Source organism: Streptomyces sp. NPDC096193 (assembly GCF_040302905.1).
Classification (GTDB): Bacteria; Actinomycetota; Actinomycetes; order Streptomycetales; family Streptomycetaceae; genus Streptomyces.
Genome location: NZ_JBEOSJ010000003.1, coordinates 464,637 through 482,257 on the forward strand (window position 1 = coordinate 464,637; position 17,621 = coordinate 482,257).

The following is a 17,621-nucleotide window of genomic DNA, read 5'->3' on the forward strand; positions in this document are numbered from 1 at the left end:
TACGCTCGGGCCTCATGAGCGACCAGCACAGCTTCCACAGCCTCGAGACCCTCGCCATTCACGCGGGAAACACCGCAGATCCGCTGACCGGCGCGGTCGTCCCGCCGATCTATCAGGTGTCCACCTACAAGCAGGACGGTGTCGGCGGACTGCGCGGCGGTTACGAGTACAGCCGCAGCGCCAACCCGACGCGTACGGCGCTGGAGGAGAACCTCGCGGCGCTGGAGGGCGGCCGCCGCGGTCTCGCCTTCGCGTCCGGGCTCGCGGCCGAGGACTGCCTGCTGCGCGCGCTGCTGGAGCCGGGCGACCACGTGGTCATCCCGAACGACGCCTACGGCGGCACCTTCCGGCTGTTCGCGAAGGTCGTCTCGCGGTGGGGCGTCTCCTGGTCGGTCGCCGACACCTCCGACGCGGCCGCCGTCCGTGCGGCGGTCACCGAGAAGACGAAGCTGATCTGGGTCGAGACGCCGTCGAACCCGCTGCTCGGCATCACCGACATCGCCGCCGTGGCGGAGGTCGCGCGCAGCTCGAACGTCAAGCTGGTCGTGGACAACACCTTCGCCAGCCCGTATCTGCAGCAGCCGATCTCGCTCGGCGCCGACATCGTCGTGCACTCGCTGACCAAGTACATGGGCGGTCACTCGGACGTCGTGGGCGGTGCGCTGATCGCGGCGGACGCGGCGGTCGGCGAGGAGCTGGCGTATCACCAGAACGCGATGGGCGCCGTCGCGGGCCCGTTCGACGCGTGGCTGGTGCTGCGCGGCATCAAGACCCTGCCGGTCCGGATGGACCGGCACAGCGAGAACGCGGGCCGCGTGGTCGAGATGCTGACCCGCCACCCGAAGGTCACCGAAGTCCTCTACCCGGGGCTGTCGGAGCACCCGGGCCACGAGATCGCGGCCAAGCAGATGAAGGCGTTCGGCGGCATGGTCTCGTTCCGTGTCCAGGGCGGCGAAGAGGCGGCCGTCGAGGTCTGCAACCGCACGAAGCTGTTCACGCTCGGGGAGTCCCTCGGCGGTGTCGAGTCCCTGATCGAGCACCCGGGCCGGATGACGCACGCGTCGGTGGCGGGCTCCGCGCTGGAGGTTCCGGCGGACCTGGTGCGGGCGTCCGTCGGCATCGAGTCGGCGGACGACCTGATCGCGGACCTGCAGCAGGCGCTCGGATAGGCACGCCGGGCGGGCGCGTGCGGCGCCACGCAACGGCCGGCGTCCGGCAGGGGCCCTTTCCGGGCCCGGCCGGGCGCCGGATCGCGTTTCTCGCGTTCTCTCCGGAACCGGTAGGGGACCGGCTCATCCTCCCTGTCCGGTCCGGCGTGCCCCGGCCCTGCTCAGCCCTGTCCGGCCCTGCCCTGTCCGGCCCGGCCCGGCCCTGCTCGGCCCGCCCGGCCCCGCTCAGCCCTGTCCGGCCCGGCCCGCGGCGGCGACCGTGCCGCATGCCCTGCCCTGCTCGGCCCTGCCCTGCTCGGCCCGCCCGGCCCCGCTCAGCCCGGCCCGCCCGGCCCGCGGCGGCGACCGTGCCGCATGCCCGGCCCGCGGAGGCGACGTGGGCCATGCCGTCCCGCCGCGTTCTGCAGGCCTGCGGCCCGCGACGACCCTGCCGCGCGCTCCGCGCGAAGACCGTGTTTCTACGCGGAGACCTTCTCGTCCTCCAGCGACCCGCGGACCTCGTCCCGCAGCTCCGGGTTGTCGGCGTGCCCGTGCACGGAGATGGCGTGTTCGCTCGCGGCCCGCACGACTTCCTCTTCCTCACCGGAGATGGTGAGACTGCAGCCCGACTCGCTCGGCATCTTGCGGCAGTCGGCGACTTTCCTGGTCATGGCGACCTCCTCGCGGCGTCGATGAGCCGCTCATTCCAGGATAGTTCGGCACACACCGGGCGAACCCGGCGATGTGCCGACGGTCCCGGTGCGCCGGCGCTACCAGCCTTCGAGCGGAGGCGTCATGTCCGACGGGGGAGCCACCCACGGCTCGGTGACCGACGCCCACACCGCGAACGCGACCGCCGCCGCCGTCAGAAGCAGCCAGGCCAGCCGGCGAACCGCACGGTGGCGCCGCAGCAGCCGGCCGCCGTGCACGGCGGCGCGCGCAGCCAGGTCTGCGGGCACCGTCGGGTGCTGGGCCTCCAGCATCCGGCGGACCTCGTCCTCCTTGCGGTCGGCGCCGCTCATGACACCGCCTCGGCCGGGGCGCGCGGTGGTGCGGGCGGTGTGCGGCGCATGGTCGCCACGGCACGGGCGCAGATGGAGCGGACGCGTTCGACCGGCAGTCCGATCAGCGCCGCGGTTTGTTCCTCGGCCACCCCTTCGTACAGCCGCAGCACCAGGATCAGCCGTTCCTGCGGTGTGAGCCGGTCCAGTACGCCGCCCCGCACCCGGTGGTGGCGCCAGGCGGTGCGGGCGAAGCGGATGGCGAGTTCCTGCCGGGTGCGGTCGTAGGGGTCCTCGCCGCGCAGCCGGTCCCACTCCGCGTAGGTGTGGGCCAGCGCGGAGGTCAGCAGCCGCTGGGCATGCGGATTGCGCGGGGCGGGCTCGGCGGTGAGCAGGGTGGCGGCATGCAGCAACCGGCCGGCCGCGCCCGCGACGAACGCCTGGAACTCCCGGGCGCGGCGGCGTTCGAGTGCCGTCCGCCGCTCGCTCACGTCCTCATATAGGGGCAGATGCGCGCCCCGGGTCAAGAGGTCGGCGGCGTCTCCGTGTCCACAGAAGGAAGTCCGGCCTGGCGTGCGGAGAGAGCGGTGTTGAACCGGGTGAGCAGTGTGCAGAAGGATTCGCGCTCGGTCTCGGTCCAGCCGTCCGTCACCTGTGCCATGAGCTCGCGCCGCGAGGAGCGGACCTCTTCCAGCCGGGCCTGGCCGCGCGGGGAGAGCTGGAGCACGACGGCACGGCCGTCCTCGGGGTGGGAGGTGCGCTTGACGAGACCGGTGTCGACGAGCGGGGCGACCTGGCGCGTGACGGTCGACGAGTCGATGCCCATCCCCGCGGCGAGGGCCTTGACGCCCATCGGGCCTTCCCGGTCGAGCCGGTTGAGCAGCAGGTAGGCGGCGCGGTCCATGGAGTTGCGGACCTGGCCGACCCCGCCGAGCCGGGTCTGTTCCGCGCGGCGTGCGAAGACGGCGACCTGGTGCTGGAGAGCATCGAGGAGGCCGGGGTCGAGATGAGTCGTCATGTCCTGAGAGGTGGGCATGGCTAGGGGGCTCTCTCGTGCGGTGGTCGGTTGGTGGGGGACAGAGTACGCGGCCCACACGCGGTGCGTACCAGGCCTGCACAATCCCATGAGGAACGCTTGATCGGGTCTGCCGGGGGCCGGTTGAGCTGCGAGACTTGGTGTCATGAGCTTCGGTCCGTCTGACTCCTTGCGCCCCGTCATCCTCGACGACGTCCGCGGGGCGCAGAAGATGCTGTCCGGCGTCGCGAGGGTCACCGCCCTGGAGGGCAGCAGGTACCTGTCGCACCTGGTGGGGGCGCCGGTCCACCTCAAGTGCGAGAACCTCCAGCGGACCGGTTCGTTCAAACTGCGCGGCGCTTACGTACGGATCGCGGGGCTGCGTCCCGAGGAGCGGGCCGCCGGTGTCGTCGCCGCGTCCGCGGGCAACCACGCGCAGGGAGTGGCGCTCGCCTCGACGCTGCTCGGAGTGCACTCGACCGTGTTCATGCCGGTCGGCGCACCGCTGCCGAAGGTCGCGGCGACGCGGGAGTACGGCGCGGAGGTGCGGATGCACGGCCAGGTCGTCGACGAGACCATGGCGGCCGCGCAGGAGTACGCCGAGGAGACGGGTGCCGTCTTCATCCATCCCTTCGACCACCCCGACATCATCGCGGGGCAGGGTACGGTCGGCCTGGAGATCCTGGAGCAGTGCCCCGAGGTGCGCACGATCGTCGTCGGCATGGGCGGCGGCGGTCTGGCCGCCGGCATCGCGGTCGCGCTGAAGGCGGTGCGCCCCGACGTCCGGCTGGTGGGAGTGCAGGCGGAGGGGGCGGCCGCGTATCCGCCCTCGCTCGCCCAGGGGCGTCCCGTCGCCATCGACGCCCCGTCCACCATGGCGGACGGGATCAAGGTGGGCTGCCCCGGCGACGTCCCCTTCAAAATCATTGGCGATCTTCTCGACGAGGTCCGTACGGTTTCCGAGGACGCGCTCTCCAGCGCGCTGCTGCTCTGCCTGGAGCGGGCGAAGCTCGTCGTCGAGCCCGCCGGGGCGAGCCCGGTCGCGGCGCTGATGAGCGAGCCGCGGGCGTTCAAGGGACCGGTCGTCGCCGTGCTGTCGGGCGGCAATGTGGATCCGCTGCTGCTGCAGCGCATCCTGCGGCACGGTATGGCGGCGGCAGGCCGGTATCTGTCGCTGCGGGTGCGGCTGACGGACCGTCCGGGAGCTCTTGCGGCACTTCTCGGGTCGTTGTCAGTGCTCGACGCTAACGTCCTCGACGTGAGTCACGTCAGGACCGATCCGCGGCTCGGGCTCACAGAGGTGGAGGTGGAGCTGCAGCTGGAGACGAAGGGCCCGGAGCACTGCGACGAGGTCACCGCGGCGCTGCGCGGGGCGGGATACACCGTCCTGAGCTGAGCGCACGGGACCCCCACGCGGGTTCCTGTCACGACGGCTACGACGGCCACGACCGGCAACGACGGCAACGACTGGGCACGACCGCCGCGGTTGTCGCGACGGCCGTCCCTGCGATCGCGGCCGTGACGGTCACGACTATCGCGATACATCTTGAGTGACGCGATGTATCGCGTTAACGTGAGGCCCCTGACGTGCTCCCGCCACGCACAGATCTCGCACCCGCATGCCTTTTTCCATGTAGCGACCCACCCACCTGCCACCTTGGGAGATCCCACATGCCAGGCGCCATTTACGCCGAAGGTCTGGTGAAGACCTTCGGCGACGTAAGGGCTCTGGACGGCGTCGATCTCGACGTCCCCGAAGGCACGGTCCTCGGACTTCTCGGCCCCAACGGAGCCGGCAAGACCACCGCCGTGCGCGTACTGACCACCCTGCTCCAGCCCGACAGCGGCAAGGCCGTCGTCGCCGGTATCGACGTCCTGAAGAACCCGAACGAAGTCCGCCGGTGTATCGGCCTCTCCGGTCAGTTCGCCGCGGTCGACGAGTATCTGACCGGTCGTGAGAACCTCCAGATGGTCGGCCAGCTCTACCAGATGAGCTCGCGCGACGCGAAGAGCCGGGCGGTCGAGCTGCTCGACCGCTTCAACCTCGCGGACGCCGCCGACCGCCCCGCCAAGACCTACTCCGGCGGTATGCGCCGCCGTCTCGACCTGGCCGCCGCCCTGGTCGTCTCACCGCCCGTGATGTTCATGGACGAGCCCACCACCGGACTCGACCCGCGCAACCGCATGCAGCTGTGGGAGGTCATCCAGGAACTGGTCAAGGGGGGTACGACCCTGCTGCTCACCACCCAGTACCTGGAAGAGGCCGACCACCTGGCCGACGACATCTGCGTCATCGACCACGGCAAGGTCATCGCCCGCGGCACCGCGGACCAGCTCAAGGCCCAGACGGGCGGCGAGCGCGTCGAGGTCGTCGTCCACGAGCCCGAACAGATCGCCCCCACCCAGGAGGTCCTGCGGGGCTTCGGCAAGGGTGACGTCGCCGTCGTCGAGCACACCCGCAAGCTGACCGTCCCCGTCACCGGCGGCGCGAAGCTGCTGGCCGAGGTCATCCGCGAACTGGACACCCGGGGCGTGGAGATCGACGACATCGGTCTGCGCCGGCCCACCCTGGACGACGTGTTCATCTCGCTCACCGGCCATCACGCGGAGGTCGAGGACGAGGAGAACGGCGAGGCCGCACAACTCAAGGACACCAAGGGCAAGAAGTCCCGGAAGGAGAGCGTGAAGTGACCACCAGAGCGGACGCCGTCGACATCGCGGCGCCCCGTCCCCGCGGCGGGATCGTGCAGTCGGTCAACGACTCGCTCGTCGTCGCCAAGCGCAACCTGATCCGGATGCTGCGCATCCCGGAGATGATCATCTTCGGGCTGATCCAGCCCATCATGTTCGTGGTGCTGTTCAGCTATGTCTTCGGCGGATCGATCTCGGTGGACGGCAACACCTCCCCCGCCGCCTACCGCGAGTTCCTGATGGCGGGCATCTTCGCGCAGACCGTCACCTTCGCCACCGCCGGCGCCGGAGCGGGCATCGCCGACGACATGCACAAGGGCCTCATCGACCGGTTCCGATCGCTGCCGATGGCACGCGGCGCGGTCCTCACCGGCCGTACGCTCGCCGACCTCGTCCAGACCGCGCTCACCCTGGTCGTACTCGCGCTCGTCGCCCTCCTGGTCGGCTGGCGGACCCACGAGAACCTGGGCAAGGTGCTGGCCGGCTTCGGTCTGCTGCTGCTCCTCGGCTACGCCTTCTCCTGGATCGGCGCGCTGATCGGCCTCTCCGTGCGCACACCCGAGGCGGCCACCTCCGGCGGGCTGATCTGGCTGTTCCCGCTGACGTTCATCTCGAACGCCTTCGTGCCGTCGGACAACATGCCGACCTTCCTGCGGTACATCGCCGAGTGGAACCCGTTCAGCGCCACCGTGCAGGCGGCACGGGAACTGTTCGGGAACCTGCCGCCCGGCTATGTCGCACCCGACGCCTGGCCGATGCAGCACCCGGTCTGGGCCTCGCTGATCTGGTCCGTCCTGATCATCGTGTTCTTCCGGACGCTGGCGGTGCGCAAGTACCGCTCGGCCACGGCCTGACCCGGCGCCCGCCGGGCACGGGCACACGCACGCGCACAGACGCACGACGAAGGGGCCGGACCGCACACGCGGTCCGGCCCCTTCGGTGCTCGCGGGCCGGCTCTGCCGGTACCGGGCTCAGCCCGTGTAGGGCTTGGCCTCGAGGATCTTCACCGAAGCCGTGTTGCCGTTGGGCAGCTCGTACTCGGCGTCGTCACCGACCTTCTTGCCGTTCACTCCGGCGCCGAGCGGGGACTGCGGGGAGTACGTCTCGATGTCCGTGCTCGCGTACTCGCGGGACGCCATCAGGAACGTCAGGGTGTCGTCCTCGTCGCCGTCGAAGGCGATCTTCACGACCATGCCGGGCTCGACCACGCCGTTGTCCGCGGGGGCCTCGCCGACCTTCGCATTGTCCAGGAGCTGGGTCAGCTGGCGCACACGGAGCTCCTGCTTGCCCTGCTCCTCCTTGGCCGCGTGGTACCCGCCGTTCTCCCGCAGGTCGCCCTCCTCACGCGCTGCCTCGATCTTCTTGGCGATCTCGGTGCGCGCGGGACCAGACAGGTACTCCAGCTCGGCCTTGAGCTGGTTGTACGCCTCCTGGGTGAGCCAGGTGACGTTCTCGCTGGTCTGGGTCACAGGTGCTCCTCGTAGGTACTGGGAATACAAAGCATCGCCCTACCCAGAAGGATGTGCCTCCATGGATGGGCGAAACCACGAGCCTAACAATTTCGTGGCCGCAGGGGGAGGACGAATGCCATCAGAATTACGTCAACGCAGGTCAGCGCAGTGACCCGCCGTGATCGTCCAGGTGATTCATCGCGTCAGCGGGCGGTGCACTGCACCAGTTCCGCGCTGGTGGCCCGGGCCGTCGTCCGGATCTCGGCCACCTGGTCGATCCGCTTTCCGCCGCTCTCCACCGGCACATCCAGCCTACCCACCTCGGCTCCGTCCTCGGAGCGCGAGCGCAGGGTGCAGCTGCCCGCGGCGTCCGCGTCCTTGCGCACCTCCAGATGCACCTGGACCGCGGAGTCGGAGACCACCGAGAATTTGATCACCTCGGCGCTGATCCTCTGGCCGGCGACATAGTCGTAGCCGAACCAGCCGACCATCCCGAGCAGGGCCACCCCCAGCACCGTGCCCACCAGCTTGAGCCTGCGGTCCGCGCGCTCGTCCGCGGAGCGGCCGTAGCGGCCCTCGGGGAGCTGTTCGCGCACGGTGGCCATGGTCTTTCCTCTCGGGCAGGGGGCACCGGAATTTTCCGTCCCCCGATTCGGTCACTATAAGAGTTGCCCGACGCGACACATCATTGAGGATCGAGTCTTGACTGAGCAGCTGCGACTGATGGCCGTTCACGCCCACCCCGACGACGAGTCGAGCAAGGGCGCGGCCACCATGGCCAAGTATGTGTCCGAGGGGGTGGACGTGCTGGTCGTGACCTGCACAGGAGGCGAACGCGGCTCCATCCTCAACCCCAAGCTCCAGGGGGACGCGTACATCGAGGAGAACATTCACGAGGTACGCAGAAAGGAGATGGACGAGGCCCGCGAGATCCTCGGCGTCGGCCAGGAATGGCTCGGCTTCGTCGACTCGGGCCTGCCCGAGGGCGACCCGCTGCCCCCGCTGCCGCAGGGCTGCTTCGCCCTGGAGGACGTGGACAAGGCCGCCGGCCGGCTGGTGAGGTCGATCCGCACCTTCCGTCCGCAGGTCATCACCACGTACGACGAGAACGGCGGCTACCCGCACCCCGACCACATCATGACCCACAAGATCACGATGGTGGCCTTCGAGGGTGCGGCGGACGCCGAGCGCTACCCGGAGTCGGAGTTCGGACCCGTCTACCAGCCGCAGAAGCTCTACTACAACCAGGGCTTCAACCGTCCCCGTACGGTCGCCCTGCACGAGGCGCTGCTGGCCCGGGGGATCGAGTCGCCCTACGGCGAGTGGCTGGAGCGCTGGAAGGAGTTCGAGCGCGTCGAGCGCACGCTCACCACCCACGTGCCGTGCGCCGAGTTCTTCGAGATCCGTGACAAGGCGCTGCTCGCGCACCGCACACAGATCGACCCCGACGGCGGCTGGTTCCGCGTTCCGCTGGAGCTCCAGAAGGAGGTCTGGCCGACGGAGGAGTACGAGCTCGCCACCTCTCTCGTCGACACCTCCCTCCCCGAGGACGACCTCTTCGCGGGCATCCGGGACAATGCCTGATATGAGCGCAAGCGCAAACCTCGCCCTGACGCATCTCGTCCCCCTCGCGAAGGAGGTCGACGACAACAAGGTCACGCCCGGAGTCCTCGGCTTCCTCGTCTTCGCGGCCCTCGCCGTGGGCGTGTGGTTCCTGATGAAGTCGATGAACCGGCACATGGGCCGGGTGGACTTCGAGGAAGCACCCGAGCCGGGGGCCGAGCCGAAGGAAGCCGGCGGCAAGACGGGCCCCGCCTCGGCCTAGGTCGCCCTGGGCCTGCCGGAGGGCGTTCGCGCCGTAGGCACGCACGACCGCCGTACGGACACCGCCGTGCAGATCAGCGCCGTACGCACCACCGCCGGGCCGGCCGCTTCGTGCGGCCGGCCCGGCGGTGGAAGGCGCGCACAGCGGCGTACGGCGCCCCGCCCCACGCCTGACCGGAGCCCACGCGCCCGGACGGCCAGTCGCCGGCCCGCCCGCACGGGCGTACGCCGCCTACGGCGCGGAGACCACCGGGACCCCCATCACCTCCCGTGCGTGGCGGTTCGGGACCATCCCCAGGTGCCAGGCCTGCCAGCCGTCCTCCAGGCGCACACCCCGCTGGAGCATCACGGTGAGCGCCTCCGCGCAGTCCTCCAGCTTTCCGTCGCGCGAGGCGTGCGTCTTGTCCATCAGGCGGGCCAGTTCCTCCTGGGCCACCACCGTGCCGACCTCGATACCGCCCGGCGAGGCGTACGGCAGCAGGGTGCAGCGCAGGAAGCGCGCCCAGTCGGCGCCGCGGTCGTCCTGGTACGAGGCGAACAGATCGATCGCCTCGTCGCAGAGCCCCAGCGCCTGCGCCGCGCGGTTGTTGCCCGCGTCGATCAGCGCCAGCTCCAGACAGGTCCAGGCCTCGCCGTGGGCCACCCCGATCCGCCGGAAGTCGGCGCGGGCGTCCACCAGCAGCTGGCGCGCGAAGCCGGAGTTGCGCAGGTTGCCGGTCTGGGCCGCGCGCTGGTCGCGGGTGACCCGGCCCGAGTGATGGCGCGCGCAGGCCAGGCCGTACACGTCCCGCATCCGCGAGAACATCGTCCGGGCCCGCTCCAGTTCCCGTACCGCCTGGTCGCGGTCGCCGCGCTCCTCCAGCGCCTGGCCCAGGTAGTACAGCGTCCACGCCTCACCGCGCGCGTCCTCCTGGTCGCGGTGGCGCGACAGCGCCTGCCGCAGCTGGTCCACCGCCGGCTCGGGGTCGCCGTCGACCAGCCGCGCCCGCGCCAGCTGCGTCAGCGCCCACGCCTCGCCCCGCTCGTCGTGCGTGCGCCCGTACAGATCGAGCGCCTCGCGCAGCTCGGACTCCGCCCGCGGCACGTCGCCCATCCGCAGACAGACCTGGCCCAGCTGGAAGTGCGTCCAGGCCTCGCCGTGCAGCGACTCGCCCTCACGGTGCAGGTTCAGCGCGGTGGCCAGCAGGGTGAGCGCCTGAGCGAGATCGGCCCGGTCGCGCTCCACGGCCGCCAGCGCGTGCAGCGACCACGCCCGGTCCTCCGCCTGCTCGTCGGAGGCCTGAAGCTCGATCGCCTCGTGCAGCTTCGCCGCCGCCTCGGTGAGATTGCCCTGGTGGTGCAGCGTGATGCCGAGCGAGCAGAGCGCGAGCGCCGTGCCGGAGTCGTTGTGCGCCTCGCGGTACAGGCCCACCACCGACGACAGCGTGGTGCGTGCCTTGTCCAGTTCGCCCAGCTGACGGGCCGCGATACCGGTACGCCACCGTACGGAACGCTCCAGCAGCCCCTGGTCCACCGCCTGCGACAGCTCGCTGATCTCGCCCAGCCGGTACAGGTCGCCGCGCAGCAGGCAGTAGTCGCACAGCGCGCCCAGCAGATTGAGCACGGTCTGCTGGTTCACACCCTCCGCGTACCGCAGCGCCGAGGTGATGAAGCTCGACTCGTCGTCCAGCCAGCGCAGCGCCGCGTCCAGCGAGGTGAAGCCGTGCGCCCCGAACTGGCCCGCGCGCGTGGACATCTTGCCGTCCACCATGCGGATCACGGCCCCCGCCAGATCCGCGTAGTTCTGTATCAGCCGCTCCTGGGCGGCCGACCGTTCCGCGGCCTCCTCCTCGTCGAGCAGCCGGGCCCGGGCGAAGGAGCGGACGACGTCGTGCAGCCGGTAGCGGCCCGCCCGCACATGATCGATGAACCCCGCCCGGGCCAGGTCCGACAGCAGCCGCTGCGACTCCTGTTCGTCCGTCGCCAGCAGAGCCGCCGCGGCCGCCGCACCCAGCGACGCCCGTCCGGCGAGCGCCAGCCGCCGTAGCAGCCGCCGCGTCTGATCCGGCAGGTCCGTGTAGCGCAGCCGCAGGGCGCGCTCGACGGGATCCACGGCACCGTGGGCCCGCAGATCGGCGGCCAGTTGCTGAGCGGTACGCGCACCGAGCGAGGAGCCCGCGACCCGCAGCGCCAGGGGCAGGCCCCCGCACAACTCCCGTACCTCGTCGGCCGACTGCACGTCGTAAGGGCCGCCGGACTGCTCCGACGCCGAAGCCCGCAGCAGCTCCTCCGCGCCCGCCTCGTCCAGCGCGTCCACCGGCAGGTGGTGCACCCATGCCGGAATGTCCTCCGGCAGCTCCAGCGGTGTGCGCGCCGTCACCAGGACGAGACTGTCGGAACGCTCCGGCACCAGCGTCCGCACCTGTGCCGCGTCTCGGGCGTCGTCCAGCACCACCGTCACCGGCAGACCCGTCAGATGCTGGTGGTACAGCTCGCTCAGCCGCCGCACCTGCTGCTCCGCGGAGGACCGCTCACGGAACAGCAACTGCTCGCGCGGAGCGCCCAGCCGGTTCAGCAGATGCAGCAGGGCGTCCCGGGTGGTCAGCGGGTGGGTGCTGTCCCCGCGCAGATCGACCACGCACGCACCCCGGAACTGGTCCTTGAGCTGCTGCGACGCCCGCACCGCGAGCGCGGTGCGCCCCGAACCCGCGGCCCCGTGCAGCACCACGACTGTCGGCCGTGTCTCCGTCGAGGCGCGGGCCGCGTGCACCCACTGGGCGATCTGCGTCATCTGCTGCTGCCGGCCCGCGAACGGTCCTTCCGGTTCCGGCAGATGACCGAAGGACTGCTCCAGTACGGAACGCCGCCGGGCCGCCGCACTGCGGTCACCACCGCGCAGCTGCGGGGCGGCCGTCGTCTTCTTCGCGGGACGCGTGGTGGAGGTGAGCATCCGCTGCTGGTCCAGGAACGGCCGGATGCCCCGGACCTCCAGCGCGGTCAGCCACTGGAGCCGCAGCTGCTCGGCGCCGCCCGGCTGACCGAGCGCTCCCGCTCTGCGGTGCGCGGCCGGCCAGTGCGACGCCGTCACCGTGGCCACGGTGGTCGCCGCACCGGCCACGGCCACCACCATCCCGGCACCCAGCGCGGTACCGGTGGCGGTCCCGAGCGCGACATCCGCCCCGACGGCAGCGGCGGCGGCAACAGCCGTCACCAGCGCGGGAGTCGAGACGGCGTGCCGGCTGAACCGCGCGGACAGCGGTTGCTGCACGGCCTCCGCCTCGGCGAGCGCCTGCTCGTACGCCGCGTACTCCTCGCCGGCGCTCGACGCCATCGCGTCGAGTCCCGCACGCCCGCGCGCCAGCAGCACCTGCGCATCCGCACGCCCGCCCGCCCGTCGCACCTCTTCCTCGACGGCGCGCACCAACAGCCGCTCGGCTTCCGCCCGATGGCTGTCCCGCATAGTGGGTCCCCCTCCGAGAGCTCCGTTCCGTACTGGCTCAAGTGTCGTGCGTACGGGGCGTCAGCGCGAGGGAGGCCGTCGATCATTCGCGCTCACGGAACGGGGACCCGTCGTCCTGGAGGAACTCGCGCCCGAGGTCTTCGAGACCGGCAAGAAGCACTCCTCGCCCTACATGACGTTCGTGTTCCCCGTGCGACCCGAGTACCGGGGAGTGATCCAGGGCGCCTGCCACGTGGACGGCACGGCCCGCATCCAGACGATCACCGACGAATCCAACCCGCGGCTCGCGCAGGTATTGCGGCGGTTCACCGAGCGGACCGGGGTGCCGTGCCTGATCAACTCTTCGTGCGGCGCTCCGTGGAGAGGTGATACGGAAGAGCGGCGCGCACGGACGGCAGTTCGAGCCTGTCCGTGCCGAGTCCGCTCTATCGGGTCGTTCTCCCGCGCATGCCGGGCACACCGGCGGCGGGCGTGACATCCTGAGGATTCTCCCTACGGTAGTAGCCGAGCCGCGTGCACCGGAGCGGTCAACCGCTCGGCATGCTCACTGCCGCTTGTCGCCTCTCGGGACTGAGTCCATCCATGCAGAACTATGACGTGAAGAAGGACCTGCGGAGCCTGTTCACCGCGAAGAAGAGGTTCGAGGTCGTCGATGTGCCCGCCATGAAGTTCCTCATGGCGGATGGTGAGGGCAGCCCGAACACATCGCAGCTGTACAAGGACATCGTGCGAGCGCTGTACGCGACCGCGTACGCCGTCCGCGCTCTCGCCATCGACGAACTCGGCAAGAAACACACCGTCGGGCCGCTGGAAGGGCTGTGGTCGGCCGACGACCTGAAAGCCTTCACGTCGTCACGCGACGAGGACGAGTGGCAGTGGCGACTCATGATTGTTCAGCCCGACTGGATCACCGACGAGATCTTCGGCGAAGGTCTGAAGCGAGCGATCGAGAAGAAGGACCTGGCCGTCGGCGACCGCGTCCGCTTCGGCGAATTCCACGAGGGGAAGTCGGTCCAGGTTCTGCACATCGGCCCTTACAACGAGGAGGGGCCCACGATCGCGCGGATGCACGACGAGTACATGCCGGAGCAGGGACTCAAACCCCGTGGAGACCACCACGAGATCTACCTCTCCGACGCACGACGGATCGACCCGCCGCGGCTGCGCACCATTCTGCGCCAGCCTGTCGAATCCATCGGGAGCTGATTCCCGGTCCGCAGTTTCCAGGTCCGCCGTTTCCCGCGCTGTCGGACGGCTTCCAAGGGCACGGTGACGGAGAAGGCGCGACAGCCTTGATCGCGCGGTGAACATCTCGCCGTCGCGGGCTTCGCCGGCACGATCGGGCCTTGTGAGAGGCTGGCCGTATGAACCGGCTGGCTGGCATGACCTCGCCCTATCTGCTGCAGCACGCTGACAATCCGGTCGACTGGTGGCCCTGGGCGCCGGAGGCTTTCGAGGAAGCGCGGCGGCGGGGCGTACCCGTGCTGCTGTCGGTCGGTTACGCGGCGTGCCACTGGTGCCACGTCATGGCGCACGAGTCGTTCGAGGACGAGGCGACCGCGTCGTACATGAACGAGCACTTCGTCAACATCAAGGTCGACCGCGAGGAACGCCCCGACGTCGACGCCGTCTACATGGAGGCCGTGCAGGCCGCCACCGGCCAGGGCGGCTGGCCGATGACCGTCTTCCTCACCGCCGACGGCGAGCCGTTCTACTTCGGTACGTACTTCCCGCCGCAGCCCCGCCAGGGCATGCCCTCCTTCCGGCAGGTCCTCGCCGGGGTCTCGGCCGCCTGGCAGGACCGGCGAGAGGAAGTGGCCGAGGTCGCGCGGAACATCGTGCGCGATCTCGCCGGGCGGTCCCTGGCGGTCGGCGGGGCCGGGGTGCCCGGGGAGGAGGAGTCGGCGCAGTCGCTGCTCGGGCTCACCCGGGACTACGACGAGCGGTACGGCGGCTTCGGGGGTGCGCCCAAGTTCCCGCCGTCGATGGTGCTCGAGTTCCTGTTGCGGCACCATGCCCGCACCGGCGCCGAGGGCGCGCTGCAGATGGCGGCGGACACCTGCGAGGCGATGGCCCGAGGCGGTATCTACGACCAGCTCGGCGGCGGTTTCGCGCGCTACTCGGTGGACCGGGAGTTCGTGGTGCCGCACTTCGAGAAGATGCTCTACGACAACGCCCTCCTGTGCCGTGTGTACGCCCATCTGTGGCGGGCCACGGGCAGCGACCTCGCCCGCAGGGTCGCCCTGGAGACCGCCGACTTCATGGTGCGTGAACTGCGCACCGCCGAGGGCGGGTTCGCCTCCGCGCTCGACGCCGACAGCGACGACGGCAGCGGCCGGCACGTCGAGGGCGCGTACTACGTGTGGACACCGCAGCAGTTGCGCGAGGTCCTGGGCGACGACGAGGGGAAGCGGGCCGCCGAGCTCTTCGGGGTGACGGAGGAGGGGACCTTCGAGGAAGGTGCCTCCGTGCTGCAACTCCCGGACGGGGAAGCCGATCCGGGGATGCGGGAGCGGCTGTTCGCCGCGCGGGAGCTGCGCCCCCGGCCGGAGCGGGACGACAAGATCGTGGCCGCCTGGAACGGGCTCGCCATCGCGGCGCTCGCCGAGGTGGGCGCGTACTTCGAGCGCCCGGACCTGATCGAACGCGCCACCGAGGCGGCGGATCTGCTGGTCCGTCTGCACATCGACTTCTCCGCCACCGGAGCACGTCTCACCCGTACCTCCAGGGACGGCAAGGCCGGTGCCAACGCCGGTGTGCTGGAGGACTACGCCGATGTCGCCGAGGGCTTTGTCGCGCTCGCGAGCACCACCGGCGAGGGGGTCTGGCTGGAGTTCGCGGGGTTCCTGCTGGACATCGTCATCGACCGGTTCACCGGCGAGGGCGGGGCGCTGTACGACACGGCGCACGACGCCGAGCGGCTGATCCGCCGGCCGCAGGACCCGACGGACAACGCCACTCCGTCCGGCTGGACCGCCGCGGCCGGCGCGCTGCTGTCTTACGCCGCTCACACCGGCTCCCAGGCTCATCGCACGGCCGCCGAAGGCGCGCTCGGTGTGGTGAAGGCTCTCGGGCCGCGGGCTCCCCGGTTCGTCGGCTGGGGGCTCGCGGTGGCCGAGGCGCTGCTCGACGGGCCGCGTGAGGTGGCGGTCGTGGGGCCGCAGGACGACCCGGCGACGAACGAGCTGTTCCGTACCGCGCTGCTGAGCACCGCGCCGGGCGCGGTCGTGGCGGCGGGGTCACCGGACAGCGAGGAGTTCCCCCTGCTGCGGGACCGCGCGCTGGTGGAGGGCCGCCCGGCGGCGTACGTGTGCCGCAACTTCACCTGTCGGATGCCCACCACGGATGCGGACGAGCTGGCCGGCCAACTCGGTGCGTGAGAGCGCACGGTGGCAGGCGTGAGACGGGCCGACGACGCGGCCGCCCTGTCCCGGCCGGCGAAAGAGGCGCACGGGCCCGGCGGTTGGAGGCGCGGCCCCGGACGTCACTGAAGGCGCAGGCCGCCCTCAAAAGTGTCCAGCGTCCGGTGAACGAGTGCGACCAAGTCGTCCTGCTGGCCGCGTTCGGCCCAGTGGATCAGGGTCTCCCGCAGCGCGCCCATGACGGCCGCCGTGAACACCCGCACGTCCAGGTCGTCGGGCTCCCGCCCGGTCCGGTCGGCGATCGCACGGGCCAGCCGCAACGCCGTCTCGGCCATGGTCCCGGTCATCCGCGCCCGGAGGGCCGGGACCTCGACGATGAGCCGGCTGCGCTGCCGCATCTCCTCGGGCTCCTCCGCGAGCATGGCGGCGAACGCTTCGGTGAGGGCGGCCCGCAGGGACTCCAGCGGCGGTTCGGCGGCGGGACGGGCCCGCAGGACGGCTTCCACGGCCCGGTCGTACTCGTCCGCGAGGACGATGTCCTCCTTGGTCGGGAAGTACCGGAAGACCGTGGACGGCGACACGTCCGCCGCCTCGGCGATCTGCTCGACCGTGGTCGCCTCGTACCCGTGCGCGGCGATCAGCCGGAAGGTCGCCCGGCGGATCGCCGTCCGGGTCCTGAGCTTCTTGCGCTCGCGCAGGCCCGGCCGCGGGGGTGCCGCGGTGGCCGGGTCGCCCGACGGGCTGCGTGTGGTGGCCGCCATGGCGGTCATTGTGCGGCATCGGCCGGCTGCCCAGCAGCTTCGACGGCGCGGGAGCCGCTGTCGAATGACAGCGGCTCTCACAAGGTGGTGGCCGTCAGTGGTCGTAGGCGACCAGCGAGATCCCCACGTAGTGCACGATGAAGGCGGCCAGGGTGAGCGAGTGGAAGACCTCGTGGAAGCCGAACCACCGGGGCGAGGGATTGGGCCGCCGGAGGCCGTAGACGACCCCTCCGGCGCTGTAGAGCAGCCCTCCGACGACGACACAGACGAGCACCGCGATACCGCCGGTACGCAGGAAATCGGGGAGGAAGAAGACCGCGGCCCAGCCCATCGCGATGTAGCAGGGCGTGTAGAGCCAGCGCGGCGCACCCACCCAGAAGACGCGGAAGGCGATCCCCGCGGCGGCCGCCGCCCAGATCGCCCACATGAGTGGCCGGGCGGTCGCGTCGGGGAGCAGCAGCATCGTCAGCGGCGTGTAGGTGCCGGCGATGATCAGGAAGATGTTGGCGTGATCGAGCCGGCGCAGCACGGCCTCACCGCGCGGACCCCAGTTTCCGCGGTGGTAGATCGCGCTCACGCCGAACAGGAGGCAGGCGCTCAGCACGTAGACCGCACACGCGATCCGTGCCTCGGTCGAGCCCGCGAAAACGGTCAGCACCAGCCCCGCGACCAGGACGGCCGGGAACATTCCGGCGTGCAGCCACCCGCGCAACCGTGGCTTGACCGGGGGCGGTTCTATCTCTGTCACGTCGGGCGCTGCAGGCGTCATGTCTGGATGGTACCTACGCGACCGTAGGTAACCGACGCCTCCGGGCAGCGTGAGCTCCGCCTCGTTCGGGGTACCCGAGTGGCAATGCTCACGTGAGACGCCCTCTGGACATATGGGCGCACTCCACCGATGATCAGATGAGTGCGGTCGGCACCGGATG

17 protein-coding genes and 1 pseudogene are annotated in these 17,621 nt (G+C 70.8%); 9 read left to right on the top strand and 9 right to left on the bottom strand.

The window, feature by feature from the left end; all coding sequences use genetic code 11:
• Window positions 1–14 precede the first annotated feature (14 nt).
• Window positions 15–1,169: a cystathionine gamma-synthase gene (locus tag ABTX78_RS07590; protein WP_352205848.1), complete on the top strand. Its 1,155-nt coding sequence runs from the start codon at window positions 15–17 to the stop codon at window positions 1,167–1,169.
• 458 nt (window positions 1,170–1,627) lie between these two features.
• Here the strand turns inward: ABTX78_RS07590 and ABTX78_RS07595 are convergent, their stop codons facing one another.
• From ABTX78_RS07595 to ABTX78_RS07610, 4 genes are all read right to left on the bottom strand, one after another.
• On the bottom strand, window positions 1,628–1,819 hold the full coding sequence (locus ABTX78_RS07595; RefSeq protein ID WP_352205849.1) for a DUF1059 domain-containing protein: 192 nt from the start codon (window positions 1,817–1,819) through the stop codon (window positions 1,628–1,630).
• Window positions 1,820–1,918: 99 nt separating this feature from the next.
• Window positions 1,919–2,170 carry a hypothetical protein gene (locus ABTX78_RS07600; protein ID WP_352205850.1) on the bottom strand — a complete coding sequence of 84 codons (252 nt, stop codon included), beginning with the start codon at window positions 2,168–2,170 and terminating at the stop codon, window positions 1,919–1,921.
• Entirely contained in the window at window positions 2,167–2,640 is a 474-nt protein-coding gene (locus ABTX78_RS07605; protein WP_352205851.1) for a sigma factor-like helix-turn-helix DNA-binding protein, read from the bottom strand. The genes ABTX78_RS07600 and ABTX78_RS07605 overlap by 4 nt, the downstream gene beginning before the upstream one ends.
• A 32-nt stretch (window positions 2,641–2,672) precedes the next feature.
• Window positions 2,673–3,185, bottom strand: coding sequence for a MarR family winged helix-turn-helix transcriptional regulator (locus ABTX78_RS07610; RefSeq protein WP_352205852.1), 513 nt, complete (start codon window positions 3,183–3,185; stop codon window positions 2,673–2,675).
• 145 nt (window positions 3,186–3,330) lie between these two features.
• On the opposite strand from ABTX78_RS07610, the gene ilvA reads away from it, so the two are divergent.
• The 3 genes from ilvA (at window position 3,331) to ABTX78_RS07625 (ending at window position 6,709) form a co-directional block, all read left to right on the top strand.
• Window positions 3,331–4,560 (top strand): threonine ammonia-lyase, encoded by a 1,230-nt coding sequence (gene ilvA, locus ABTX78_RS07615; RefSeq protein ID WP_352205853.1) that lies wholly within the window; start codon window positions 3,331–3,333, stop codon window positions 4,558–4,560.
• Window positions 4,561–4,835: 275 nt separating this feature from the next.
• Window positions 4,836–5,855, top strand: coding sequence for an ATP-binding cassette domain-containing protein (locus ABTX78_RS07620; RefSeq protein ID WP_352205854.1), 1,020 nt, complete (start codon window positions 4,836–4,838; stop codon window positions 5,853–5,855).
• Complete coding sequence (locus ABTX78_RS07625) at window positions 5,852–6,709, top strand: ABC transporter permease (RefSeq protein ID WP_352205855.1); 858 nt, start codon at window positions 5,852–5,854, stop codon at window positions 6,707–6,709. The genes ABTX78_RS07620 and ABTX78_RS07625 overlap by 4 nt, the downstream gene beginning before the upstream one ends.
• 117 nt (window positions 6,710–6,826) lie before the next feature.
• On the opposite strand, the gene greA is transcribed toward ABTX78_RS07625, so the two are convergent.
• Window positions 6,827–7,324: a transcription elongation factor GreA gene (greA, locus tag ABTX78_RS07630; RefSeq protein ID WP_352205856.1), complete on the bottom strand. Its 498-nt coding sequence runs from the start codon at window positions 7,322–7,324 to the stop codon at window positions 6,827–6,829.
• Window positions 7,325–7,509: 185 nt separating this feature from the next.
• Window positions 7,510–7,911, bottom strand: a complete 402-nt coding sequence (locus tag ABTX78_RS07635; RefSeq protein WP_352205857.1) for a DUF4307 domain-containing protein — start codon at window positions 7,909–7,911, stop codon at window positions 7,510–7,512.
• Between the two features lie 97 nt (window positions 7,912–8,008).
• On the opposite strand from ABTX78_RS07635, the gene mca reads away from it, so the two are divergent.
• Together mca and ABTX78_RS07645 are read left to right on the top strand one after the other, a co-directional pair.
• Window positions 8,009–8,890, top strand: coding sequence for a mycothiol conjugate amidase Mca (gene mca / locus ABTX78_RS07640; protein WP_352205858.1), 882 nt, complete (start codon window positions 8,009–8,011; stop codon window positions 8,888–8,890).
• Window positions 8,883–9,131, top strand: a complete 249-nt coding sequence (locus ABTX78_RS07645) for a hypothetical protein (RefSeq protein WP_352205859.1) — start codon at window positions 8,883–8,885, stop codon at window positions 9,129–9,131. The genes mca and ABTX78_RS07645 overlap by 8 nt, the downstream gene beginning before the upstream one ends.
• A gap of 231 nt (window positions 9,132–9,362) precedes the next feature.
• Here ABTX78_RS07645 and ABTX78_RS07650 read toward each other — a convergent pair whose 3' ends face one another.
• Window positions 9,363–12,569 (bottom strand): tetratricopeptide repeat protein, encoded by a 3,207-nt coding sequence (locus ABTX78_RS07650; RefSeq protein WP_352205860.1) that lies wholly within the window; start codon window positions 12,567–12,569, stop codon window positions 9,363–9,365.
• 106 nt (window positions 12,570–12,675) lie between these two features.
• Between ABTX78_RS07650 and ABTX78_RS07655 the strand changes: the two are divergent.
• The 3 genes and pseudogenes from ABTX78_RS07655 to ABTX78_RS07665 all read left to right on the top strand — a co-directional run.
• Window positions 12,676–12,915 (top strand): annotated as a pseudogene (locus ABTX78_RS07655) (carbamoyltransferase C-terminal domain-containing protein); the annotation flags it as partial.
• Between the two features lie 236 nt (window positions 12,916–13,151).
• Window positions 13,152–13,775, top strand: a complete 624-nt coding sequence (locus ABTX78_RS07660) for a GyrI-like domain-containing protein (RefSeq protein WP_352205861.1) — start codon at window positions 13,152–13,154, stop codon at window positions 13,773–13,775.
• Window positions 13,776–13,933: 158 nt separating this feature from the next.
• Entirely contained in the window at window positions 13,934–15,949 is a 2,016-nt protein-coding gene (locus ABTX78_RS07665; protein WP_352205862.1) for a thioredoxin domain-containing protein, read from the top strand.
• A gap of 104 nt (window positions 15,950–16,053) precedes the next feature.
• Here the strand turns inward: ABTX78_RS07665 and ABTX78_RS07670 are convergent, their stop codons facing one another.
• Both ABTX78_RS07670 and trhA read right to left on the bottom strand, forming a co-directional pair.
• Window positions 16,054–16,692: a TetR/AcrR family transcriptional regulator gene (locus ABTX78_RS07670; RefSeq protein ID WP_352205863.1), complete on the bottom strand. Its 639-nt coding sequence runs from the start codon at window positions 16,690–16,692 to the stop codon at window positions 16,054–16,056.
• A 94-nt stretch (window positions 16,693–16,786) separates the two neighbouring features.
• Window positions 16,787–17,461 carry a PAQR family membrane homeostasis protein TrhA gene (gene trhA / locus ABTX78_RS07675; protein ID WP_352205864.1) on the bottom strand — a complete coding sequence of 225 codons (675 nt, stop codon included), beginning with the start codon at window positions 17,459–17,461 and terminating at the stop codon, window positions 16,787–16,789.
• Between the last annotated feature and the right edge of the window lie 160 nt (window positions 17,462–17,621).